The 21,905-nt window shown below is 66.4% G+C and carries 19 protein-coding genes; 16 read left to right on the top strand and 3 right to left on the bottom strand.

Translation table 11 applies throughout. The features are described 5' to 3' along the window. Nucleotides 1–10 precede the first annotated feature (10 nt). Together KXJ60_RS08740 and KXJ60_RS08735 are read right to left on the bottom strand one after the other, a co-directional pair. The gene (locus tag KXJ60_RS08740; RefSeq protein WP_291126372.1) at nucleotides 11–754 is read right to left on the bottom strand and encodes a class I SAM-dependent methyltransferase; all 744 of its coding nucleotides are present in this window, start codon (nucleotides 752–754) and stop codon (nucleotides 11–13) included. A 116-nt stretch (nucleotides 755–870) separates the two neighbouring features. Next, a complete protein-coding gene (locus tag KXJ60_RS08735) occupies nucleotides 871–1,806 on the bottom strand; it encodes a LysR substrate-binding domain-containing protein (protein WP_291126370.1) in 936 nt (311 codons plus the stop codon). A 153-nt stretch (nucleotides 1,807–1,959) separates the two neighbouring features. Between KXJ60_RS08735 and KXJ60_RS08730 the strand changes: the two genes are divergently transcribed. The 11 genes from KXJ60_RS08730 to KXJ60_RS08680 all read left to right on the top strand — a co-directional run bounded on the left by KXJ60_RS08730 (nucleotide 1,960) and on the right by KXJ60_RS08680 (nucleotide 15,703). Continuing rightward, nucleotides 1,960–3,222: an ABC transporter substrate-binding protein gene (locus KXJ60_RS08730; RefSeq protein WP_291126368.1), complete on the top strand. Its 1,263-nt coding sequence runs from the start codon at nucleotides 1,960–1,962 to the stop codon at nucleotides 3,220–3,222. 65 nt (nucleotides 3,223–3,287) lie between these two features. Next, nucleotides 3,288–4,163: a branched-chain amino acid ABC transporter permease gene (locus KXJ60_RS08725; protein ID WP_291126366.1), complete on the top strand. Its 876-nt coding sequence runs from the start codon at nucleotides 3,288–3,290 to the stop codon at nucleotides 4,161–4,163. Nucleotides 4,164–4,174: 11 nt separating this feature from the next. After that, on the top strand, nucleotides 4,175–6,709 hold the full coding sequence (locus KXJ60_RS08720) for a branched-chain amino acid ABC transporter ATP-binding protein/permease (protein WP_291126364.1): 2,535 nt from the start codon (nucleotides 4,175–4,177) through the stop codon (nucleotides 6,707–6,709). A 22-nt stretch (nucleotides 6,710–6,731) separates the two neighbouring features. Beyond that, nucleotides 6,732–7,118: a cupin domain-containing protein gene (locus KXJ60_RS08715; RefSeq protein WP_291126362.1), complete on the top strand. Its 387-nt coding sequence runs from the start codon at nucleotides 6,732–6,734 to the stop codon at nucleotides 7,116–7,118. Further along, a complete protein-coding gene (locus tag KXJ60_RS08710) occupies nucleotides 7,118–8,578 on the top strand; it encodes an aldehyde dehydrogenase family protein (protein WP_291126360.1) in 1,461 nt (486 codons plus the stop codon). The genes KXJ60_RS08715 and KXJ60_RS08710 overlap by 1 nt, the downstream gene beginning before the upstream one ends. A 38-nt stretch (nucleotides 8,579–8,616) precedes the next feature. Beyond that, nucleotides 8,617–10,395, top strand: a complete 1,779-nt coding sequence (locus KXJ60_RS08705) for a thiamine pyrophosphate-binding protein (protein WP_291126358.1) — start codon at nucleotides 8,617–8,619, stop codon at nucleotides 10,393–10,395. Nucleotides 10,396–10,514: 119 nt separating this feature from the next. Further along, on the top strand, nucleotides 10,515–11,237 hold the full coding sequence (locus KXJ60_RS08700) for an SDR family oxidoreductase (protein ID WP_291126356.1): 723 nt from the start codon (nucleotides 10,515–10,517) through the stop codon (nucleotides 11,235–11,237). Between the two features lie 31 nt (nucleotides 11,238–11,268). Beyond that, a complete protein-coding gene (locus KXJ60_RS08695; protein ID WP_291126354.1) occupies nucleotides 11,269–12,177 on the top strand; it encodes a sugar ABC transporter substrate-binding protein in 909 nt (302 codons plus the stop codon). Further along, nucleotides 12,174–13,154, top strand: coding sequence for a tripartite tricarboxylate transporter substrate binding protein (locus KXJ60_RS08690; protein ID WP_291126352.1), 981 nt, complete (start codon nucleotides 12,174–12,176; stop codon nucleotides 13,152–13,154). The genes KXJ60_RS08695 and KXJ60_RS08690 overlap by 4 nt, the downstream gene beginning before the upstream one ends. Before the next feature lie 33 nt (nucleotides 13,155–13,187). Beyond that, nucleotides 13,188–14,162, top strand: coding sequence for a tripartite tricarboxylate transporter substrate binding protein (locus KXJ60_RS08685; protein WP_291126350.1), 975 nt, complete (start codon nucleotides 13,188–13,190; stop codon nucleotides 14,160–14,162). A 62-nt stretch (nucleotides 14,163–14,224) separates the two neighbouring features. Further along, the gene (locus tag KXJ60_RS08680) at nucleotides 14,225–15,703 is read left to right on the top strand and encodes an FAD-dependent oxidoreductase (RefSeq protein ID WP_291126349.1); all 1,479 of its coding nucleotides are present in this window, start codon (nucleotides 14,225–14,227) and stop codon (nucleotides 15,701–15,703) included. Nucleotides 15,704–15,732: 29 nt separating this feature from the next. Here the strand turns inward: KXJ60_RS08680 and KXJ60_RS08675 are convergent, their stop codons facing one another. Then, entirely contained in the window at nucleotides 15,733–16,722 is a 990-nt protein-coding gene (locus tag KXJ60_RS08675) for an ABC transporter substrate-binding protein (protein ID WP_291126347.1), read from the bottom strand. Nucleotides 16,723–16,896: 174 nt separating this feature from the next. On the opposite strand from KXJ60_RS08675, the gene KXJ60_RS08670 reads away from it, so the two are divergent. The 5 genes from KXJ60_RS08670 to KXJ60_RS08650 all read left to right on the top strand — a co-directional run bounded on the left by KXJ60_RS08670 (nucleotide 16,897) and on the right by KXJ60_RS08650 (nucleotide 21,872). Beyond that, nucleotides 16,897–17,637, top strand: coding sequence for a TetR/AcrR family transcriptional regulator (locus tag KXJ60_RS08670; RefSeq protein ID WP_291126345.1), 741 nt, complete (start codon nucleotides 16,897–16,899; stop codon nucleotides 17,635–17,637). Nucleotides 17,638–17,652: 15 nt separating this feature from the next. Further along, nucleotides 17,653–19,023 carry an L-serine ammonia-lyase gene (locus tag KXJ60_RS08665; protein ID WP_291126343.1) on the top strand — a complete coding sequence of 457 codons (1,371 nt, stop codon included), beginning with the start codon at nucleotides 17,653–17,655 and terminating at the stop codon, nucleotides 19,021–19,023. A 113-nt stretch (nucleotides 19,024–19,136) separates the two neighbouring features. Continuing rightward, nucleotides 19,137–19,955, top strand: a complete 819-nt coding sequence (locus KXJ60_RS08660) for an ABC transporter permease (RefSeq protein WP_291126341.1) — start codon at nucleotides 19,137–19,139, stop codon at nucleotides 19,953–19,955. Further along, entirely contained in the window at nucleotides 19,952–21,022 is a 1,071-nt protein-coding gene (locus KXJ60_RS08655) for an NAD(P)-dependent oxidoreductase (RefSeq protein ID WP_291126339.1), read from the top strand. Before KXJ60_RS08660 ends, KXJ60_RS08655 begins: the two co-directional genes overlap by 4 nt. Then, the gene (locus tag KXJ60_RS08650; protein WP_291126337.1) at nucleotides 21,009–21,872 is read left to right on the top strand and encodes a GNAT family N-acetyltransferase; all 864 of its coding nucleotides are present in this window, start codon (nucleotides 21,009–21,011) and stop codon (nucleotides 21,870–21,872) included. The genes KXJ60_RS08655 and KXJ60_RS08650 overlap by 14 nt, the downstream gene beginning before the upstream one ends. Nucleotides 21,873–21,905 lie beyond the last annotated feature (33 nt).

The raw sequence follows: 21,905 nt of genomic DNA, 5'->3' as shown, positions 1-21,905 counted from the left end.
CGGGCTCTCATCACGGCCGAATGGCCGTGTACTCCGAGAAGATCCCCAGCTCCGTGTGGCGCTTGACCTGCACGAAGCCGGCGCGCTCCATGGCCTGGAGGATCTGCTCCGGCGGAATGCACGATTCGATCGTGTCCCAGTAGAAGCGCCACAGCTCCGCGCTGCCGCGCGCGCGGGCCACCACGCGCGCCAGCGTCGGCACGATGCGGCGCATGTAGAACTTCAGCATCGCGCGCGAGAAGCCGCTCGAAGGCTGGCTGATTTCCAGAATCAGCACGCGCCCGCCCGGCCGCACGACGCGGTGAAACTCGCGCAGCGCAGCGTCCACGTCCGACACGTGCCGGAAGGCGTAGCCAAAGCTCAGAAAGTCCGCTTCGCCATCGGCGCAAGGCAGCGCCTCTGCGATGCCTTCGCGCAACTCGATGCCGGGCAGGTCCACCTGCGCGAGCATGCCGGGGCTGGGGTCCACGCCGATGAGGCGACCTTTCTCGCCGATCACGGCGCAGGCCTGTCGCGCCAGCAGGCCGGTGCCAATGCCCACGTCCACCACCTTGTCGCCCGCGGCCAGACCGGCCCGCACCAAGGCTTCGCGCCGGTACCAGCTGCCCGATCCGAATGCCATCGTGCGTTCGATCCGGTCGTAGTCGACGGCGGTCTCGTCGAAGATGCGGCGCACGTAGCGCGTGTGGTCGGCTTCGTCGCGGTAGTAGTCGGGCAGCGGGGCATGCGGCAGGTGCTGGGTGGGCTCTGTCAAATGGGTGCTCCTTGGGCCAGAGGCCTTGAGGGGTGAAACGGATGCGCGTGGGTTAGCAGGTTAACGCAGACCCGCAGCGGCAAAAGAGCATGGCGCAGGCCAGTGGCCCCACCCCGTCAGATCAGGTTCACGCCTCGCCAGTCCCCACTGGTCACCAAGTCTTTCACCGTTTCCCGCAGCTCAGCGCGTACCGCCGCTGCCGCAGGCGTGAGGCGGTCGGCCACCACTGAAAACAGATAGTTCGGTCGCTTCATGTCGGCGTCGGAAAACGCCAGGGTGCGCCAGTGCTCGCGCATTTTTCCCTCGAGCAGCGCGGCTGACATGGGCTTGATGGTGGCGCCCATGCCGTCGCGCACGCAGGTCATCAGCAGCGAGAGTGAATCGATCTCAGCCACGATGCGCGTGGTCAGATTGCGCTGCTCGAACTCGGCGGAGATGCGGCGGCGCAGGCCGTGAATGCCGGTGGGCAAGATGAGGGGCAGCTCGGCCGTTTCCGCGCAGCTGAGCTTGATGCGGCGCGGGGCCACAAGGTCGCTGTCGTCGGGCAGCATGACGAAGAGCTCTTCCTCCACCAGCGGTTCGGCGGGCAGGTCGGGCACGGCGTCGCGGCTGAACAGGATGGCCAGGTCGAGCTGGCCCAGCCGCATCATCTGCGCCAGGTGGCCGCTCATGCCCTCCACCACGTTGAGCACCACGCCCGGGTACTTCTCGCGAACCCGACGCATGAAGGGCACGCCTACCGCGCACACCGTGGTGGCCGCCAGGCCCACCGACACCATGCCGTGCACGGTGCCCGGCTCCTGCCGCGCGATCGACAGAGCCTGGTCCAGCTGGCGCAGCATGAAGCGGGCGTGGTGGTGCAAGGCTGCACCGTTCTCCGTGGGCGTGACACCCTTGGCGGTGCGGATGAGCAGGGGCTTTCCGACCTCTGCTTCAAGTTTGGCCACGTGCTGGCTCAGCGCCGGCTGCGCGATGTAGAGCTGGCGTGAAGCCTTCGCAAGGCTCCCGCTTTCCACGATCTGCACAAAGTATTTGAGTTGTCGCAGGTCCATGCCGTGTCTCCTTCTGGTGTGCGCCGAGCATAGTGGACAAGGCCATAAGCAAAAGCGATAGCCCATCTCGGAAAACAGTATTTTCCCTCTGAGAAGGTCCTTCCTATGATCGCGCCTGCATCCCGGAAGACCCTTACAACAGGAGACAAGCGCATGGAATCGAAAACGCAATCGCAGGTGGCTTCGGCGCATCGCCGCACGATGCTCAAGACCGGTGCCCTGGTGGCAGGCAGCGCGGCACTGGGCTTGCCCATGGTGGCCAATGCGCAGGCTGAAAAAATCAGAATCGGGCATCTCACACCGCTCACCGGCTTTCTGGGCGCTTTAGGCGACTATGCCGTGCAGGGCATCAAGATGGCGGTGGAAGAAGTGAATGCCGCCGGTGGTGTGCTGGGCCGCCAGATCGATCTGATCAGCGAGGACTCGGTGAACCCGCAGACTGCTTCGAGCAAGGCGCAGCGCATGATCGAGCGCGACAAGGTGGCCTTCCTCATGGGCGAGATCAACTCCGCTTCGGCGCTCACCATCTCCCAGGTGGCCGCACGCAACAAAACCCTGTTCATGAGCATCGGCGCGCGCTCCGATGCCCTGCGCGGCAAAGACTGCAATCGCTACACCTTCCACGTCGACATCCCGGTCACCGTGATGGTCAACGCTGCGGGTGAAGCGTTGATGCGCGAGGGCCTGGTCAAGGGCAAGAAGATCTATGCGCTGACCTCCGACTACCTTTTTGGCCACGATCTCTCGCGCCAGGCCAAGCGCTTCTTCGCGGCCAACGGCGGCACCGTCATTGGCGATGAGCTGGTCCCTACCGACCTCACGGACTTCAGCTCGCAGATGATCAAGATCCGCCAGGCGCGGCCCGATCTCATTGCCACCAACCTGGGCGGCAACCAGGTCACCAACTTTGTAAAGCAGTACGCGGAGTTTGGTCTGCAGATTCCGGTGGCGGGTTTCAACCTGAACACCGCCGATGCGTGGGCAGCCGGTGAAGGCAACCTGGGCGGCATCTGGCCTACGGTGTGGCACCACGAACTCAAGACACCGGGCTCGCAGGCGTTTGTGGAGAAGTTCACCAAGAAGTACGGCCGCATCCCCGAGAACCACGCCTGGATCGAATACGTGTCCTTGATGATGCTGGTGCAGGCGATCAAGGAAACCAAGTCTGTGGACACCGACAAGGTCATTGCGTACTTCGAGAGCGAGGCGCAATTCGACGTGCTCAAGGCACGCAAGGCGTACTTCCGCAGCTGGGACCATCAGCTCATGCAGGAGGCCTATCCCTTCACCGTCAAGCCCAAGGGGCAGGCCAGAAACAAGCAGGACTTTCTGCAGTTCGGTGAAGCCGTGCCTGGCGCCAACGAGCCCCTTGAAAAGCTCGCCCCGCCGAAGTCGGAGAGCGTTTGCAAGATGTAAACGCGCGCTGAGCGGCCCTTTCCGGCACCGCTCGGTGCCGGTTTTCCTTCCCTTTCCGGACTCCCATGGAAATCGTCTTTCTGCTCGAGCAGGTCGTCAACGGCCTGGTGCTCGGGGGCTACTACTTGCTGCTGGCCCTGGGCCTGTCGCTCATCTTCAGCGTGGGTGGCATCGTCAACCTGGCGCACGGCGCCTTTTATGCGCTGGGCGCCTACCTGTCGCTCGAAGTCATCAAGGTCACCGGCTTCGGCCCGAGCATTCTCATCACGCCTTTGCTGGTGGGCTTGCTAGGCATCCTGTTCGAACGGTTTCTGTTGCGCCGCTTTTACGCGGCCGACCCGATCCTCAGCCTCTTGGTCACCTTCGGGTTGGCGCTGGTGGCCGAGCAGGCCTTGCGCATGATCTGGGGCTCTGCCCCATTGGCCTCCACCATGCCACCCGAGTTCAAGGGCAGTGTGATGTTGGGCGAGTTTCTGCTGTCGAAATACCGTCTCTTCATCCTGGCGGTGGTGATCGTGGTCATGACCGGCATCTGGCTTTTGATGCACAAGACCGCCTTTGGCCGCGTGGTTCGCGCCGGTGTGCAAAAGCCCGACATGGTGGCGGCCCTGGGCATCAAGCTGCAGCCCTACATGACAGCCATCGTCGTGCTGGGCGTGGCCACGGCAGCGCTGGGCGGCGTGCTGTTCGGCCCGATTGCCATCGTGCATCCGGCCATGGGCATGGAGATCATGACGGTGGCCTTTGTGGTGGTCGTCATCGGTGGCCTGGGCAGTTTTTGGGGCGTGGTGGCCGCGGCGCTTCTGGTGGGCGTGGTGCGGGGCATCACCACCCACTTCATGCCGGCGGCCAGCGAGGCATCGATGTATGTCCTGATGTTCCTGGTCCTGATGTTCCGTCCGCGCGGCCTGCTGGGCGAGCGCATCGAGCGCTTCGAGTGAGATCCCGAACCATGTTGTCCTTTCTGACTTCCAAACACCGCGCCCTGTGGATCGGCGCCGTGGGCCTGGTGGCCCTGCCCCTTGTGTTCCAGGCCATCGGCCTCACGCTGGATTCCGCCACGGTGGTGGTCATCCTGGCCGTGGCGGCCATGGGGCTGAATCTGCTGGTGGGCTACACCGGCCTGGTTTCCTTCGGCCATGCGGCCTGGTTCGGCATTGGCGGTTATGCCGCCGGCCTGGCGCAACTGCACTGGTTCAAGAACCAGATGCTGCTGCCCATGTTGTTTTCGGTGCTGTTCACCGCCACGCTCTCACTGGTCATCGGCTTTCTCATCCTGCGTCGGCGTGGGGTGTACTTTTCGCTGCTGACGCTGGCGCTGTGCGCGCTGACCTTCGCCATCTCGTTCCGCTGGACCAGCCTGACTGGCGGCGAGGGCGGTCTTGGCGGCATCGAGCGCGCCACCTTCGGGCCGATCGATCTCAACGGCCACCTGAGCTACTACGTGTTCGCCGCGCTCATTGGCTTTGCGGTGCTGGTGTTGCTGCACCGCGTGGTGCGTTCGCCCTTCGGGCATGTGCTGGTGGCCATCCGTGAGAACCAGCAGCGCGCCACCTTTCAGGGCTACAACGTCGAGCGCTACAAGCTGGTGGCCTTTGTGCTGTCGGCTACGGTCACCGGCCTGGCCGGCTCGCTCATGGTGTTTCTGCACCGCCTGGCGGCGGCCGAGTCCACTGCCGTGCACTTCTCTGGCGAATTGCTGGCGATGGTGGTGATCGGTGGCATGCACAGCTTTCTGGGCCCGGCGCTGGGCGCGGTGTTCTTTCTGCTGTTTCGCGAGCTGTTCTCGATGTGGACCGACAACTGGCTGCTGTGGTTCGGCCTCATTTTCGTTGGCTTCATCATCTTCTCGCCGTCGGGCCTCACCGGCATCTGGGGGCAGATCCAGCGGCGCCTGCGGCCACCGCCCGAAGACGGCGCGGCCATGAGCAAGCGCAAGATCTACGAAGGCCTGCCCCTGCCGGAGTTTCTTCGGCCCAAGCGGCGCGATGGCGCGGTGCTGGAAGCCAGCGACATCGGCATGCGATTTGGCGGCATCCAGGCGGTGCGCGGTGCCAATCTCTCGGTGCAGGCCGGCCAGATCCACGCGCTGATCGGCCCCAATGGTGCCGGAAAGACGACCACCTTCAACCTGATCTCGGGCATGTTCCCGCCCAGCACCGGCAGCGTTCGCCTGCACGGGCAGCCCATTCACGCGCTGGCGCCCGACCGCATCTGCCAGCAAGGCCTGGCGCGCTCGTTCCAGATCACCAACCTTTTCAAGGGTCTGACGATTGAGGAAAACCTGCGCCTGTCGCTGCAGGCGCGGCACCCGGCGCGCTTCAACATCTGGCGCGACATCGACAGCTATCCCGAGATCCATGCCGAGACGGCCGAGCTCATGAAATTTCTCGGGCTGCAGGGCATGGAGGCGGTGGGCGGCGGCGACCTGTCGTACGGCGGACAACGCTTGGTGGATCTGGGCATCGCGCTGGGGTCCAAGCCCCAGGTGTTGCTGATGGACGAGCCACTGGCCGGGCTGGCCGCCGCCGAGCGCGAGCGTGTCTCGCGGCTGGTGACCACCATCGCCAGCAACATTCCGGTGCTCATCGTGGAGCACGACATTGACCGCGTGCTCGCGCTGTCGCACCGCGTGACGGTGATGAACCAGGGCGAGGTGCTGATGAGCGGTTCGCCCGCCGAAGTGCGCGACGACGCCCGCGTCCAGGCCATCTACACCGGCACCGGCACGCCACCCGTGACCGGGCGCACCGGGGAGGCAACCGGCGACCGCGCCTTGGTGCTGGACTTCGACCAGGTCAATGCCTTCTACGGCAAGAGCCACATCCTCAATGACGCCAGCCTGCAGGTTCGCGGAGGCGAGATCGTGGCCCTGCTCGGACGCAACGGGGCGGGCAAGTCCACACTGCTCAAGAGCCTCATGGGACTGGTGCCACCCGCCAGCGGCCGTGTGATGTTCAACGGGCGGGACATTGCCGGTCTGAGCGCACCCGACATCGCGCGGCTGGGTATTGGTTACGTGCCTCAGGGCCGCGGGCTGTTCGCGGGCATGACCGTGGCCGAAAACCTGTCGCTCGGCCGCTTGTCCCGGCCCACCGACGGCAGCACCGGCGTGGTGTGGGACGAAGAGAAGATCTTCGAGTTCTTCCCGCGCATCAAGGAGCGCATGCACATTGCGGCGGACTATCTGTCTGGCGGCGAGCAGCAGATGGTGGCCGTGGCGCGAGCGCTCTCGGGCAACGTGAAGCTGCTCTTGCTCGACGAACCGTTCGAAGGTCTGGCCCCCACGGTGGTGCAGGAACTCTTCACCGTGTTCGACCGGCTGCGCCAGCACATCTCCATCGTCATCGTCGAACACAACCTCGACCTCGTGCTCGCGCTGGCCGACCGCGTCTACGCGCTGGAGCGTGGCGCCGTGTTCCATGAAGGGCCGGCCGAGCCGCTGCTCACCGATCTCGATTACCGCAAACAGATCCTCTGGCTCTGACAACCACTAGGAAGGACACAACATGAACCAGAAACCGGCGCTGCGACTGCTGCTGGAGAAGATGGCCAACATGCCCTGGAAGGAATACCCGGGCCATTTCGGCGGCGCCCTGTCCAAGGAGCTTGCCGGGCCAGGAACCACCGGCAGCTCGCGCGTGGACTTCCGCATTTCGCGCTACGCCCCTGCCGCCTACGTGGAAGAACACGTGCACAAGGTGCAGGAGCAGGTGTACTACGTGCTCGAGGGCGAGGGCATCCTCACGCTGGATGACACAAAGAACCTGATGCGCCCCCACGACTACGTGTATGTGCCCCCCGGCGTGCGGCACAGCTTCACCAACACGGGCACGCAAGGCCTGGTGTTCCTGGTGATCACCACGCCCGCGAGCGACGACGAGGAGACGCGCTGATGGACCGACAGGCCACCGCCGTGTTTGACACGGCCATGGGTGCGACGCACCAGTTGTTGATTGCTGGCGCCTGGGTCGAAGGCGCTGGTCCCCGCGTCACCGTGCAGGACAAGTTCCGGCTGCAACCCTGCGCCACCATTGCCACCGCCGACGCGGCGCAAGTACGCCTGGCCGTGGATGCGGCACATGCGGCCTTCCGCCGTGGCGCCCCGGTGGCCTACGAACGTGGCATGGTGCTCGACCGTGCCGCCGCGCTGATGGAGGAGCGCCTGCCGACCTTCGTGCGCACCATGCAGATCGAAGCCGGCTTCACCCAGGCCGACGCCACGGGCGAGGTGCGGCGCTGCATTCAGACGCTGCGGCTGTCGTCGGAGGAGGCACGGCGCCTGGCGGGCGACGTGATTCCCCTCGCCGGCGCGCCCGGGCAGGCCGGTCGCCTGGGCTTCACGCTGCGTGTGCCGCTGGGCGTGGTGGCCGCCATCACGCCGTTCAATTCGCCGCTGAACACCGTCACACACAAGGTCGCGCCGGCCCTGGCTGCGGGCAACGCGCTCATTCTCAAACCGTCCACACACACGCCCTTCACGGCCAGCCTGCTGGTGCAGGTGCTGCTGGACGCCGGCGTGCCCCCGGGCTTTCTCACCCTGCTGCACGGCAGTGGCGACGTGGTGCGGCATCTGCAGGCCGATGACCGCGTGCGCTTCTTTGCTTTCACCGGCAGCACCGAGGTGGGCCGCCTGATCCAGCAGGCGGCGGGCCTTCGGCGCACGCAGATGGAGCTCGGCTCCATCGCCTGCACCATCGTCTGTGAGGACGCCGACCTCGACATGGCCTTGCCCAAGATCGTCAATGCGGGCTACCGCAAGGCCGGCCAGGTCTGTACCTCGGTGCAGCTGCTGCTGGTGCATGAATCGCTGCAGGCCACGGTGGAAACGCGCCTGGCCCAGATGGTCAAGGCGCTCCCCTATGGCGACCCGATGGACCCCAGGACGTTTGTCGGCCCCGTGATCAGCGAAGAGGCAGCGCGCCGCATCGAAGACTGGGTGGCGCAGGCGGTGGCTGACGGTGCGCAATGCCTGGCCGGTGGCACACGCGAGGGCGCCGTGGTGGCGCCCACGTTGCTCACCCGCATCCACGACGGCATGCGCGTGGGGTGCAGCGAAATCTTCGGCCCCGTGGTCTGCATCGTGCCGTTCAAGACACTGGCGCAAGCCATCGACCGTGTCAACGCCACGCCCTTCGGGCTGGCCACCGGCCTCTTCACCAACCGCCTGGGCGATGCGCTGGCGGCGGCCCAGAAGCTGGAAGTGGGTGGCGTGCACGTCAACGAGACTTCGAGCTCGCGCGTGGACCTCATGCCTTACGGCGGCTCCAAGGACAGCGGCTTTGGCCGCGAAGGTCCGCGCTATGCCGTGCACGAAATGACCGAAGAGCGCGTGGTGACCTTCACGACCGCGTGAGACAGTGCAAACACTTTTGATTTGACCGAAAGCAAGACATGCCCAAGATGAAAGGCGGCGAGCTGATCGCCCAATACCTGGTTCAGGAAAAGGTGCCCTATGTGTTTGGCATCTGCGGTCACGGCAACGTGGGCATCCTGGACGCGATGTACGACGTGCGCGATGAGCTCAAGCTGATCTCGCCGCGCCACGAGCAGTGCGCGGGCCACATGGCCGACGCCTACTTTCGTGTCAAGCACAAGCCGGTGGCCACGCTCACCAGCACTGGTCCCGGCTCGGCCAACATGGTGATGTCCTGTGCCACCGCGCTCTCGGACTCCTCGGCCTTCCTGTGCATCACCTCCAATGTGCCGACCTCGCAGCACAACCGCGCACCATTCCAGGAGCTCTACAAGCACAACCAGGCCGACTTCGCGCAGGTGATGCGCCCGGTGGTCAAGCGCGCTTTCCAGCCCTCGCGCGTGGACATGCTGCCACTGGCCTTGCGCCAAGCCATGGACACCATGGTCACCGGTCGGCCCGGTCCGGTGAACCTGGACATTCCGTACAACGTGTACCAGGAAGAAGCCGACGTGGAACTGCCACCGCCTTCGCATATCCACCGCGCTCACCGCCCCGGCGCCAGCGACGTGGACGTTGCCGCCGCGCTGGACCTGCTGGCGGCAGCCCACAAGCCGGTGCTTTTCATTGGCCACGGCGCCACGTTGTCGGAAGCCGGCCTGGAGATCACCACGCTGGCCGAACTGCTCGGCATTCCTGTCATCACTTCGCCCAACGGCATGGGTTGCATCGCTGGCGATCACCCGCTGGCGCTGGGGTTCATCGGGCGCAACGGCGCCTACCCCGCCAACGAGGCCGGTCGCCGCGCAGACCTGGTCATCACGCTGGGCACGCGCTTTGACGACCGCAGCTCGTCAAGCTGGCACGAAGGCTATTCGTGGAACTTCCCCAGCACGAAGCTGGTGCATGTCGACATCGACCCGCAGGAACTCGGCCGCAACTACGCGCCCACGCTCGGGGTGATTGCCGACATACAGGTCTTCACGCGCCAGCTGCTCAACGCGCTGCCCGCGCGCACCGGCATCACGGCGGCGCGCTACGCGCCCTGGCTGGCCGAAGTGCAGGGCTGGCAGGCCGAGTGGGAAGCGTTCGTGCGCCCCCACTTTGGCGACAGCACCAACCCGCTGCGCCCCGAGTTTGTGGTGGGCACGCTGCAGAAGGTGTTGCCCGACGATGTGATCCTGGCGCTGGACTCCGGCGTGCACCACAACTGGTTCATGCAGTTCTGGCAGGCCAAACGGCCACAAAGCATGCTCAACAGCTGGGGCTACTCCAGCATGGGCTTTGGTGTGTGCGGCGTCATGGGCGCTGCGCTGGCGGCACCCGACCGGCCCTGCGTGGCGGTGGTGGGTGATGGCGGCTTCACCATGGCGCCCTACGTGTTGTGCACAGCCGTCGAATACAACCTGCCGGTGGTCTGGATTGTGTGGAACAACTTCGCCTGGGGGGCCATCCGCGACCTGCAGTACGGCCTGTTCGACGGTCGGGAAATCGGCACCGCCTTCTACAACGGCACCACGGGCGAGCGCTACAACCCCGACTTCGCTGCCTGGGCCCGGGCGTGTGGCGCCGACGGCTACACCGTGACGCGCCCGCAGGACCTCGGCGCCACCGTGCAGCAAGCCCTGAAGAACAAGCGCCCTTGCGTGATTGATGTGCACGTGGACGCCGAAGTGCGCCCGCCGTCCACCGGCACTTGGCAACTGCCCCCGATTCCCTACAAGGAACCGATCTACGGCAAGCCATGGAAGGCATGACCCCCCTGCGCCGCTGACGCGGCTTGCCCCCGGAAGGGGGACGCTGCCCGCGGCCCGGTACAGCCCCTTCCGTGTCAGCCCTGGACAAGACATCGCGATCCTCAACGATTGGAGAACCCATGAGCAAGAAAAAAGCCCTGGTATTTGGTGGCACGCGCGGCATCGGCGCGGCCTGTGTGCAAAAACTGGCCGAGAGCGGCTACGACGTGGCCTACACCTATGTCAGCAGCGCGCCCGGCCTGCCAGCGCAGATCGGTGGCTCACACACGCGCGGCTATTCGGTCGACATTTGCGACGCCGCCCAGGTGGAGCAGGTGTTTGCCGATGTTGCGCGCGACTTTGGCGGGCCGGTGCACTGCGTGCTGGCCAACGCCGGCATCAACGTGCCGCCCGGACCATTGGCGCAGTTTGACCCTGCCAATTTCCGCAAGCTGGTCGAGGTCAACATCGTGGGCGCCTTCAACGTGCTCAGCGCCGCGGCGCGCCACGTGGCCGATGGCGGCAACATCATTGGCCTGACCACCTCCATGGTGCGCGTGGCGGTGCCCGGCGGCGGTCCGTACACCGCAAGCAAGGCGGCGGTGGAAAGCCTGCTGCGTTCGCTGTCCAGGGAGCTGGCGGGTCGCAAGGTGCGCGTCAATGGCGTCGCACCGGGGCCGGTAGACACCGACCTTTTCCGGGCAGGCAAGGACGACGCCGCCGTGGCGCGCTCGGCCGGCATGAGCCCTTTCAACCGCGTCGGCCTGCCCGAAGAGGTGGCCGAAGTGGTGGCCTTCCTCGCATCCGACAAGGCCTCGTGGGTGCACGGTCAGATCGTGCAGCCCAACGGCGGCATGGTGTGAGCCGATGGCGCAGGCACTGGAGCGGCCACGCATGAGACTCGCCGTGTTCACCAAGAACCTCACCAACCCGGCCTACGGCGCGGCGCGGCTGGGTGCCGAGCGCGCCGCCGCAGCACTGGGCGGTGTGGAAGTGCTGCATTTCGTACCGCAAACACCAGACGATCCGGTGCAACAGAGCGCGCTCATCGCCGAGGCGCTGGCCTTGCAGCCGCGCCCCGACGCGTTTGTGCTCTCGCCTGTGCATGCCACGAAGGTGGACCCAGCCATCCGCCGCGTGGCCGAAGCGGGCATTCCCATGATCGGCTTCGTCAATCCCATCGACGCCGCACCCAGCGTGTCCTACGTGAGCTCGGACGACCACGCCCTCGCCTTGGGCATTGCACGCCACCTGTTCCAGCACTTGCAGGGCGCCGGCCGTGTGCTCATCGTCACCGGGCCCGAGGCTTCCTACACCAGCAATGAACGCTTGCGGGGTTTCCGGGACGCCGTGGCGGCGTTCCCCGGCATCGCCGTGGCGGGCGTGATCGCCGGCGACTACGACCGCAGCGTGGCGCGTGAGCGCACCTCGCAATGGCTGCAAGGGCACGGCGGGCCCGACGCCTGTCTGGTGGCCAACGACATCATGGCCGTGGGCGTGCTCGACGCGCTGGACGCGGCCGGGCGCCACGCCACCGTGGTGGGCGTGAACGCCATTCCGCAGGCCATCGACGCCATCGCCGCTGGCCGCATGCTGGCCACGGCCGATTTCAACGCCATGCAGATGGCCTACCTCGCCGCGGAATGCGCGGTGAGTCATCTGCGCGGCGAGGCTGTGCCCGAGCGCATCGAACTCCCTGTGCAGATCGTGGACGCCCGAAATTGCCAGCAGTGGAACCTGCCCTACGAAGCGCGGCCCGTGATCACGCTCGACCAACTCAACGACCGGAGACAAGCCCCATGAAAAGACGTTCCCTCGCCCGGCTGAGCCTTGCCGGCTTGCTCGCCCTGGCCGGTGCAAATGCTGCACTGGCCCAGGCGCAGGACTATCCGACCCGCACGGTGCGCATCGTCGCGCCGCTGGCGCCCGGTGGCGCTGTCGACATCCTCGCGCGCATCCTGGCCGAGCGCCTGCAGGCGCAATATGGGCAGCCCGTGATCGTGGAGAACAAGCCCGGCGCCAGTGGGCACCTGGGTGCGCAGTTCGTGGCGAAGTCGCCAGGCGACGGCTACACGCTCATGGTCGGCACCATCGGCATTCATGCCGCCTACGGCAGCTACAAGAAGCTCACCTACAACCCGGCCACGGAGCTGCAGCCCATTGCCATCCTGGGCGAAGCGCCCAACCTGGTGGTGGTACCTGCCAATTCGCCTTACAAGACCTTCGGTGATTTTCTGGCCGACGTGAAAGCCCACCCCGGCAAGGTCAACTACGCCTCGGCCGGCGCGGGTACGTCCATCCACATGGTCACCGCGTTGTTCGAACTGGCCAGCGGCACGCGCATGGCGCACGTGCCGTACAAGGGCAGTGGCCCGGCGCTGGTGGACCTCATGGCCGGCCAGGTGCAAGTGATGTTCGACAACATGTCGTCGAGCATGCCGCACATCCAGGGCGGCAAGCTGCGCGTGCTCGCGGTCACCGGCCCCCGGCGCGATCCGCGGTTCCCTGACGTGCCCACCATCGCCGAGTCTGGCGTCCCTGGCTACAGCGGTACTTCGTGGTTCACGTTTGCAGCGCCAGCCAGCATGCCGGCCGCACTGGCGGACAAGCTCAGCAAAGACGTGCAGCGCGTGCTGGCTTCGCCAGAAGTGGTGGCCCGCTACAACCAGCTGGGACTGAACTACGCGCCCAACACGCCGGCCGAAGCAGCCGCGTTTTTCAAGACCGAAACGGTGAAGTGGAACCGCGTGATCGAAGCGGCCAACCTGCAGCTCGACTGAGCCCTTCACCCCTTAGAACCGGAGACAAGCGACATGCTCAAAAGAACTTTCCATCGAACAGTGCTCGCCCTGGGCTTGGGCGCACTGGCCCTGCCCGTGCTCGCGCAAGATACGTACCCTTCGCGGCCCATCAAGCTGGTGGTGCCATATGCCGCGGGCGGGCCGGCCGACATGCTCGCGCGCATGGTGGGCGAGCGCCTGGCGCCGCGCCTGGGGCAACCGGTGGTGATCGAAAACAAGCCTGGTACCGGGGGTCACACCGGTGCCGAGCAGGTGGCAAAAGGAGCGCCCGATGGCTACACGCTGGTGCTTGCCACCATCGCGCACAACGGCGCCGTGAAGCTCTACAACAACCTGCGCTACGACCCCGCCAAAGACCTGCAACCCGTGATCCTGGTGGCGGAAAGCCCGAGCGTGCTGCTGGTCAACCAGAGCGTGCCCGCGAACTCCGTGAAAGAGCTGCTGGCACTGGCGCAAAGCAAGCCAGGCCAGTTGAGCTACGGCTCTGCCGGCAACGGTTCGGCCATGCACATGGCCGCCGAGCTGTTTCGCTACATGACCAAGGTGGACTACGTGCACGTGCCCTACCGCGGGGGCGCACCGGCCATGGCCGATCTGCTGGGCGGGCAGATCCAGTTGCTTTTCGAGAGCCTGGGCACCGCCCACCCGCACCTCAAGAGCGGCAAGGTGCGTGCGATCGCCGTTACCGGCACACAGCGCGACCCGAGCCTGCCCGACGTGCCCACCGTGGCCGAGGCGGGCGTGCCGGGTTACGCGTCGGTGCCCTGGTACACCATCTCCGCACCCGCCGGCGTGCCCGCTGCCGTCGTCAACAAGCTCAATGCCGAGATCAATGCCGTGCTGAAGGCGCCTGATCTGGTCGAACGTTGGCACGCGCAGGGCGTGGTGGCGCTCGGCGGCACGCCGGCCGACGCACTCAAGCGCAACCAGATGGAAACCACCAAGTGGAACGCCGTGATCACCACGGCCAACATCAAGGTGGATTGATGGAAGACCCCGGGTACCTTGAGCAGTCCCGGACCGTGTGACGGTGGTCAGTGAGGATGTGGATGCTGCAGGAAGAAACTTTCGACGTGGTGGTGGTGGGTGGCGGTGGCGCGGGCCTGGCGGCGGCCATCGAGGCGGCCGAAAGCGGGCGGCGCGTGGTGCTGCTGGAGAAGAACCCCCAGCCCGGAGGCTCCACGTCCTGGTCGATCGGCTCGGTGAGTTCCAGTGGCACCCCGCACCAGCGCAGGCGCGGCATCCAGGACACGCCGGCCGACCACTGGGCCGACATGCCCGGCTTTGCCGGCGAGCTCGCCGATCGCGACAACCATGGCCTACGCCGCGTGTTGTGCGACGAGATCCCCGGCACCTTTCAGTGGCTGCTCGATTCGGGCGTGCGCTTCATGGGCCCCATGCCCGAACCGCCGCACCGCCAACCGCGCATGCACAACGTGCTCCCCAACTCACGGTCCTTCATCTACCACCTGCTGCGGCGCGCGAGGCGCGCCGGGGTGGACATTCGCACCGGGCTGCGCGTGAACGCGCTGCTGCAAGAGGGCGATCGCGTGGTGGGCGTGCGCGCCAGCCGCGAGGGTGCTGGCGAGCCTGCGCGCTATCTGGCCCGCGGCGGGGTGGTGCTGGCCGCCGGTGACTTCACCAATGGCCCGGAATTCAAGGCGCGCTTCATGGGCGAACAGGAGGCGAAGGTGGAAGGCGTGAACGTCAGCGCCACCGGTGACGGCCAGCGCATGGGCGAAGCGCTGGGCGCACGCATCGTCAACGGTGACCTGGCCCTCGGGCCCGAGATCCGTTTCATTGCGCCAGCCACCGAAAACTTCATGCGCCGCCTGCCGCCGTGGCGCTGGCTCGCCGTCACCATGGAGTGGGCGATCGACCACGTGCCGCCCTTCATCCTGCGTCCGCTGATGATGAAATTCCTCACCACGGCGCTGGCGCCCTCCACCACGCTGTTTGATGCGGGCGCGGTGCTGGTGAATCGGCGCGGCGAGCGCTTTGGCGACGAACGCGACCGCCCGGCATGGCGCCTGCCCGACCAGCCCGGCAAGGTGGGTTACATCGTGATCGACGCTGCCCTCGCGCAGCGCTTTTCGCAATGGCCGGACTTCGTGTCCACCGCGCCGGGTGTCGCGTATGCCTATGTGCCCGACTACCGCCGCAACCGGCCCGACGTCTTCACTGAAGCGCCCACGCTGGAGGCGCTGGCGCAACGTCTGGGCATGGACGCTACAGCCTTGGTGCACAGCGCCGCGCAAGGTGGCGTGCGCGCCCTGGGCGCGGGGCCCTTTGTGGCCATGGGCCCCGTGCGATCGGTGTTCGTGCACAGCGAGGGCGGCCTGATGGTGGACACCCAGCACCGCGTGCTGGGTGCCAACGACCAGGTGTTGCCAGGCCTCTATGCTGCCGGCTCCACCGGCCAGGGCGGTTTGCTGCTCAAGGGCCACGGCCACCACCTGGCCTGGGCATTCGTGTCGGGCCGCCGCGCGGGGCGTTTTGCGGCTGAAGCCTCAGGCTTGAGAGCCTGATCGCGGGCTAGGTGGCCCGCTGCATGCCATCACTGCCCCGTCATGCGCACCTTAGAGTCCAGGAAATCGTTGGTGAACATGGTGGCGGGGTCGAACGCCTTGTCGATGCCGATGAGCGAGCCCACCAGTTCGTAGTCGGCCTTCACGCGGCCAGCGTCAAATGCGCCGAGCGCCACCTTGGTCGTGGTGTCGTCGCGCATCAGCATCTTGATGCGCCCCCACTGGTCGCGCTGGTTGTCGGCGCTCAGGCCGCTGACGTCCGCCATCAGGGCTTGCAGGCAAGGGTCGAAGGACTTCACGCAGGCGTCGTAGGCGCGCTGCGTGACCGCCACGAACTTGGCCACGAGGTCCTTGTTCTTGTCGAGGAACGCGCGGTTCACCACGATCGAATTGCCGTACACGTTCAGGCCCACCGAACGCCACGGCGCAAAGCCCAGGTCGTTGCCAAACTCGCGCACCTTGAGGTCGTGCTCGTTGTAGAAGTCCGAGATGATGTCCACCGACTTGGCCTTCAGTGCGGCCACCTTGGCTTGCGGGCTGAGGTTCACGAAGTTCACAGATCCGGCGTCGATCCCGGCGTTCTTGGCAAAGGCCGGCCACATCAGGCGCGCGGCATCGCCGGGCGGGTTGCCGATCTTGCGGCCTACGAAATCCTTCGGGCCATTGATGCCGGACGACTTGAGCCAGTAGAAGCCTTGCGGCGTGTTGGCGTAGATCACCATCACGGCGGTGAGGTCGGCGCCCTTGCCGCGCGCCTGCATGGCCGTGGGCAAATCGGCAATGCCCATCTGCGAACCACCCGAGCCCACGCGCTGGGCAGTGGCGGCCGAACCCCGACCCGACTCGATGGAAAGGTCGATCCCTTCTTTCTTGAACCAACCTTGCGACTTGGCGTAGTACAGCGGTGCGTGATCGGCCGTGGGCGTCCAGTTCAGCATGAGCGTCACGTCGGCCGCAGAGGCGGACGCTGCTGCCAGGGACAAGAGGGCGGTGCTCGCTGCGGCGATGAGTTTTTTCATGATGACCCAGGGTTGGTTGAAGAGATGTGTACGGTATCAACTTTTTTGTTGATAATCAACTGGACGTTTGAAAAAGTCACTCCGTCGCGCCGCGCGCGACGCACGGTGCCTGCGGCCAGGCCGCACCACCGTGTCGGGTAGAGTGACCCGCAGGACAACGACGGGAAACCTCTCATGACCACCGCCGCGCGAAAGACCCCAGCCCGAAGCCCCGCCAAAAAGGCGGCGCGCGCCCCCGCTGCAAAGGCCACACAGGCCCCCGCCCGCGCCGCCCGGGCGCGCGCCAACCTGCCGCTGCGCGACGCCGCGGCCACCCGCGAAGCGTTGCTGGTGGCCGCCGTCGAAGAGTTCGCACGCAACGGATTTGCCGGCGCGCGCGTCGACCTCATCGCCGCCTCGGCCGGTGTGAACAAGCAGCTGGTCTACCACTACTTCGGCAACAAGGAAGGCCTCTACCGCGACGCGCTTGAAGCTGTTTATGCCCAGCTGCGCGAGAAGGAGCGCGCCTTGTCCCTGGCCGACATGGCCCCTGCGGAGGCCATGGCCGCTCTGGTGGGCTTTTCGTTCGACTACCTGAGTGAGCACCCCGAATTCATCTCCCTGCTGGCAGATGAAAACCGCAACGCGGGCCAGCACATCCGCGAGTCGGCGTCGCTGCAGCAGATGCACCTGCCGCTGGTCGAAATGCTCGAGGCCACGCTCGCGCGCGGTGTGACCGAAAAGGTGTTTCGCGACGACTACGACGCCATCAACCTCTACATCTCGGTGGCGGGTCTGTCGTACTTCTTCTTCTCCAACAACCACACGCTGTCGGTCATCTTTGCAAAGAAGCTCAGCAGCCGCGCGGCACATGCACAGCGCCGCAAGCACGTCATCGAGTTCACGCTCAATGCCCTGCGCCCGGGCACCGACTGAACCACGGAGCAGGCCATGACACTGAGTGTGCTCGACATCTTCAAGATCGGCATCGGCCCGTCGAGCTCGCACACCGTGGGGCCCATGCGCGCGGCCGCCCGGTTTGTCGATGGTCTGGCCCGGCGGGGCTTGCTGCCTTCGGTGGCGAGCGTGCGCGTGGCACTGCACGGCTCGCTCGGCGCCACCGGCAAGGGGCACGGCAGCAGCGGCGCGGTGTTGGCGGGCCTGGAAGGCGCACAGCCCGAAACGGTGGACGTGCCCGCCATGGAAGCCCGCATCGCGCAGATCCGCGCCACGCGCAGCCTGAACCTCGCGGGCCAGGTGCCGGTGCGCTTCAGCGAGCCCGACCACCTGCTGTACTTCCGCAAGCCCTTGCCAGGGCATCCCAATGGCATGCGCTTCGAAGCCTGCAATGCGGATGGCGAAACCATCGACGCGCGCGAATACTTCTCGGTGGGCGGTGGCTTTGTGGTTGACGCGCAAAGCCAGGGACCAGGCGCCGCATCCGCTGTCGATGTGCCCCATGTCTTTCGCACGGGTGATGAGCTGTTGGCGCGCTGCCGCGAAACGGGGCTGTCGATCAGCGCGCTGATGCGCGCCAACGAAGCGGTCTACCGCCCGGCCGACCAGACGTCGGCGGCGCTCGCGAACCTGTGGGGGGTGATGCAGGCCTGCGTGCAATCGGGCTGCTCACGCGAAGGGGTGCTGCCCGGTGCGTTGAACATCCGCCGCCGTGCGCCGCAGCTGGCCCGCGATCTCCATGCGAACCCGCAGGCCGGCCTGCTCGACCCGCTGGTGGTGCTGGACTGGGTAAGCCTGTACGCGCTGGCGGTGAACGAGGAAAACGCAGCCGGTGGCCGCGTCGTCACCGCGCCCACCAATGGCGCGGCCGGCATTGTGCCGGCGGTGCTGCACTACTACACGCGCTTCGTGAACGGCGCCAATGCCGAAGGTGTGGAGCGCTTCCTGCTCACGGCCGCCGCCATCGCCATCCTCTACAAGGAAAACGCTTCCATCTCGGGCGCCGAAGTGGGCTGCCAGGGCGAAGTGGGCGTGGCCTGTTCCATGGCGGCGGGTGCGCTGGCCGAAGTCATGGGTGGCACGCCACTGCAGGTGGAAAACGCCGCCGAGATCGGCATGGAACACAACCTCGGCCTCACCTGCGACCCGGTGGGGGGCCGCGTGCAGGTGCCCTGCATCGAACGCAACGCCATGGGCGCGGTGAAGGCGGTGCACGCGGCACGCATGGCCTTGCGCGGCGACGGCAAGCACTACGTGTCGCTCGACAAGGTCATCAAGACCATGGCACAGACCGGCGCCGACATGAAGACCCAATACAAGGAAACCTCACGCGGTGGACTGGCCGTCAACGTGATCGAGTGCTGACCCAAGGAAACTCTTGTCAACTAAATAGTTGACAGCGAATCACCCGCTCCCTATGATTCGCCGCAAGGTGCTTGCCAACGTGGCACAGGCACCCATGCGAAGGAGTTCTGCAAATGAGCGTTCCACCTGCCGCCGCCACGGCGCCGGCTGCAAGGCCCGTGCAGGGCACGGGAGATACCCCTGTCTGGCACCGCTGGGCCACCATCGCAGGTGTCCACATCGCGTTGGTGGTGCTGTGGGAAGTGGTGGTGCGCGTCTTCGAGGTCCGCAGCTTCGTGCTGCCCGCGCCGTCGGCCATTCTTGCCACCCTGGACAACCCCAGCCACGCGTGGTTCTCCAACACGCTGGTGACGGCCATGGAGGTGTTTGGCGGTTACCTGCTGGGCCTGGTGGCGGGCGTGCTGGGCGCACTGCTGTTCGTGACGAGCAAGCGGCTCACGCTGCTGCTGTTCCCGGTGCTGGTCACGCTGAACATGGTGCCCAAGGTCGCCATGGGTCCGTTGATCATCGTGTGGTTCAGCTACGGCATCGGGCCGAACATCCTCATCACGTTCAGCCTGTGCTTCTTCCCCATCCTGCTCACCACGATCCGGGGCCTGAACGAAACCGAGCCTGACCTGCTGGACCTCGTGAAGGCACTCAACGGCTCGCGCTGGCAACTCTTTCGCTACATCCAGCTGCCGGGCTCCCTGCCTTACCTGTTCTCCGGCATGAAGGTCGCCACCGTGCTGGCGGTGGCCGGTGCCGTGGTGGGCGAGTTCATCGCCTCCGACAAGGGCCTGGGCTACCTGATGATCCAGGTGCAGGCCTCGCTGGACACGCCCGCGGTCTTCATGGCCGTGCTGCTCATCACGGCACTGGGCGTTCTTCTCTACGGGCTCGTTCTGTTGCTGGAACGGCTCTTCATCACCCAGGACGCGAGACTGCAATGACCACCCCACACGACACCCTGAACGGACCCTTCCTCGAAGACCTGCCGCTCCCCGAACGTTTCCCCACGGAAGAGGCGCTGGACGACTTTCTGGCCGTGCCCTCGCAAGACCTCGTGCGCGACATGGCGCGCACCGAGGGCGATCTGATGATCCTCGGCGTGGGCGGCAAGATGGGCCCGACGCTGGCGCGCCTGGCACGCAACGCGATGGCGCGAGACCGCCGCGTGATCGCCGTGGCCCGCTTCAGCGAGCCCGGCCTGAAGGAAAGCCTCAACGCCCACGGCATCGAAACCCTGGCCTGCGACCTCCTCGACCGCCAGGCGCTGCAAGCCTTGCCGCAGGCGCCCAACATCATCTTCATGGCCGGCCGCAAGTTCGGTGGCGACGGCAACCTGCCGCTCACCTGGGCGATGAATGCGCTCGTGCCCGCCATGGTGGCCGAGACCTTCAGCCGCTCGCGCATCGTGGCCTTCTCCACCGCCTGCGTGTACCCCTTTGTGCCGGTGAACGGCCAGGGCGCCGCTGAAGACCTGCCGCCCGACCCGCCGGGCGAATACGCGCAGTCCTGCGTGGGCCGCGAGCGCCTGTTCGAACACTTTTCACAACTGCACCAGACCCCGGGGCGCCTGTTCCGCCTGAGCTACGCCATCGACATGCGCTACGGCGTGCTGGCCGACGTGGCCTCCAAGGTCTGGCGCGGCGAGCCGGTGGACGTGACCATGGGCCACGTCAACGTGATCTGGCAGGGCGATGCCAACGCGCAGGCACTGCGCTGCCTCGCGGCCGCCACGGTGCCCACCTCGCCGCTGAACGTGAGCGGCCCGGAAACCACCTCCATCCGCTGGCTGGCGCAGGAGTTTGCGCGCCGCTTCGGCAAGCCGGTGGAAATCACGGGTGAAGAAGCGCCCACCGCCTGGCTGATGAACACCGGCGAGGCCGAGCGCCTGTTCGGCTACCCGCGCATTGCGCTCAAGCAGATGATGGGCTGGGTGGCCGAATGGGTCGCCCACGAGCAGCGCATGCTGGGCAAGCCCACCAAGTTCGAGAAGCGGGATGGCAAATACTGAAGCCATCGCCGTGCAGCGCGTGCCAGCCCTCACACCCGAGGTGCAGGCGCAGCTGCAGCAGCTGGTGGTGCACAGTCACTGGAACCAGCTCCCGGCCGACTGGGCGCAGTTCTTCCAGCTCGGCACGGTGCATGCCGTGCGCGACGCGGGTTGTGCCATCACCGCCAGCGGTGCGGTGTTGCCCATGGGCGCGCCCACCGCGCCGGGTCCGCCGGTGTCGTGGATCAGCATGATCCTGGTGAGCCCTGCGCAACGAGGCTGTGGCCTGGGCCGCGCCGTGTTTGCCAGCTGCCTGGCTCAAGTGCTGGCCGACCACCGCGTGCCCATGCTGGATGCCACCCCGCAAGGCGAGGCGCTGTATGCAAAGTTCGGCTTCGAGCCGCAATGGCGTTTCACACGGTGGCGCCGCGCGAGGCAAGAGGCCGTCACCGGGGGTGCACTCCCCATGGCCAATGGCGTCGACCATCTGCTGCGCCTGGACGCGCAGGCCCTGGGCTTTGAACGCGCGGCCTTGCTGCGCGGCCTGGCCGCGCGCGAGGGCGCGATGTGCCTGCGCCTGGGCGATGCCACCGCGCTGCTGCGCCCCGGGCGTACCGCCACCCAGATCGGCCCGATGCACGCGCACGACGAAGCCGACGGCGCGGCCCTGCTCGACGCCATCGCGGCGGCAAGGCCCGAGGCCCTGGTGATCGACGTGCCGCAAGGCCGCCCCCGCATGGAAGCGCGCCTGCAGGCCGCCGGCTTCACGCCCGAGCGCCCCTTTGCGCGCATGGTGCGCCATGCCGGCCATGCCCTGGCGCCTGCGCACACCGCCATCGTGCAAGCCGTGGCCGGCCCCGAATACGCCTGAGACCCCCACCGCCCGAACCGCCCACCCCCGAGG

This window comes from Hydrogenophaga sp., assembly GCF_019264445.1.
GTDB lineage: Bacteria > Pseudomonadota > Gammaproteobacteria > Burkholderiales > Burkholderiaceae_C > Hydrogenophaga.
Note: the sequence above shows the minus strand (reverse complement) of the source record. Positions and strands in the feature narration are given on the sequence as shown.

Excerpts from the sequence above, each read along its gene's own strand:
- KXJ60_RS08735 (WP_291126370.1), bottom strand. The coding sequence starts at position 1,806 with ATGGACCTGCGACAACTCAAATACTTTGTGCAGATCGTGGAAAGCGGG.
- KXJ60_RS08730 (WP_291126368.1), top strand. The coding sequence starts at position 1,960 with ATGGAATCGAAAACGCAATCGCAGGTGGCTTCGGCGCATCGCCGCACG.
- KXJ60_RS08725 (WP_291126366.1), top strand. The coding sequence starts at position 3,288 with ATGGAAATCGTCTTTCTGCTCGAGCAGGTCGTCAACGGCCTGGTGCTC.
- KXJ60_RS08720 (WP_291126364.1), top strand. The coding sequence starts at position 4,175 with ATGTTGTCCTTTCTGACTTCCAAACACCGCGCCCTGTGGATCGGCGCC.
- KXJ60_RS08715 (WP_291126362.1), top strand. The coding sequence starts at position 6,732 with ATGAACCAGAAACCGGCGCTGCGACTGCTGCTGGAGAAGATGGCCAAC.
- KXJ60_RS08710 (WP_291126360.1), top strand. The coding sequence starts at position 7,118 with ATGGACCGACAGGCCACCGCCGTGTTTGACACGGCCATGGGTGCGACG.
- KXJ60_RS08705 (WP_291126358.1), top strand. The coding sequence starts at position 8,617 with ATGCCCAAGATGAAAGGCGGCGAGCTGATCGCCCAATACCTGGTTCAG.
- KXJ60_RS08700 (WP_291126356.1), top strand. The coding sequence starts at position 10,515 with ATGAGCAAGAAAAAAGCCCTGGTATTTGGTGGCACGCGCGGCATCGGC.
- KXJ60_RS08695 (WP_291126354.1), top strand. The coding sequence starts at position 11,269 with ATGAGACTCGCCGTGTTCACCAAGAACCTCACCAACCCGGCCTACGGC.
- KXJ60_RS08690 (WP_291126352.1), top strand. The coding sequence starts at position 12,174 with ATGAAAAGACGTTCCCTCGCCCGGCTGAGCCTTGCCGGCTTGCTCGCC.
- KXJ60_RS08685 (WP_291126350.1), top strand. The coding sequence starts at position 13,188 with ATGCTCAAAAGAACTTTCCATCGAACAGTGCTCGCCCTGGGCTTGGGC.
- KXJ60_RS08680 (WP_291126349.1), top strand. The coding sequence starts at position 14,225 with ATGCTGCAGGAAGAAACTTTCGACGTGGTGGTGGTGGGTGGCGGTGGC.
- KXJ60_RS08675 (WP_291126347.1), bottom strand. The coding sequence starts at position 16,722 with ATGAAAAAACTCATCGCCGCAGCGAGCACCGCCCTCTTGTCCCTGGCA.
- KXJ60_RS08670 (WP_291126345.1), top strand. The coding sequence starts at position 16,897 with ATGACCACCGCCGCGCGAAAGACCCCAGCCCGAAGCCCCGCCAAAAAG.
- KXJ60_RS08665 (WP_291126343.1), top strand. The coding sequence starts at position 17,653 with ATGACACTGAGTGTGCTCGACATCTTCAAGATCGGCATCGGCCCGTCG.
- KXJ60_RS08660 (WP_291126341.1), top strand. The coding sequence starts at position 19,137 with ATGAGCGTTCCACCTGCCGCCGCCACGGCGCCGGCTGCAAGGCCCGTG.
- KXJ60_RS08655 (WP_291126339.1), top strand. The coding sequence starts at position 19,952 with ATGACCACCCCACACGACACCCTGAACGGACCCTTCCTCGAAGACCTG.
- KXJ60_RS08650 (WP_291126337.1), top strand. The coding sequence starts at position 21,009 with ATGGCAAATACTGAAGCCATCGCCGTGCAGCGCGTGCCAGCCCTCACA.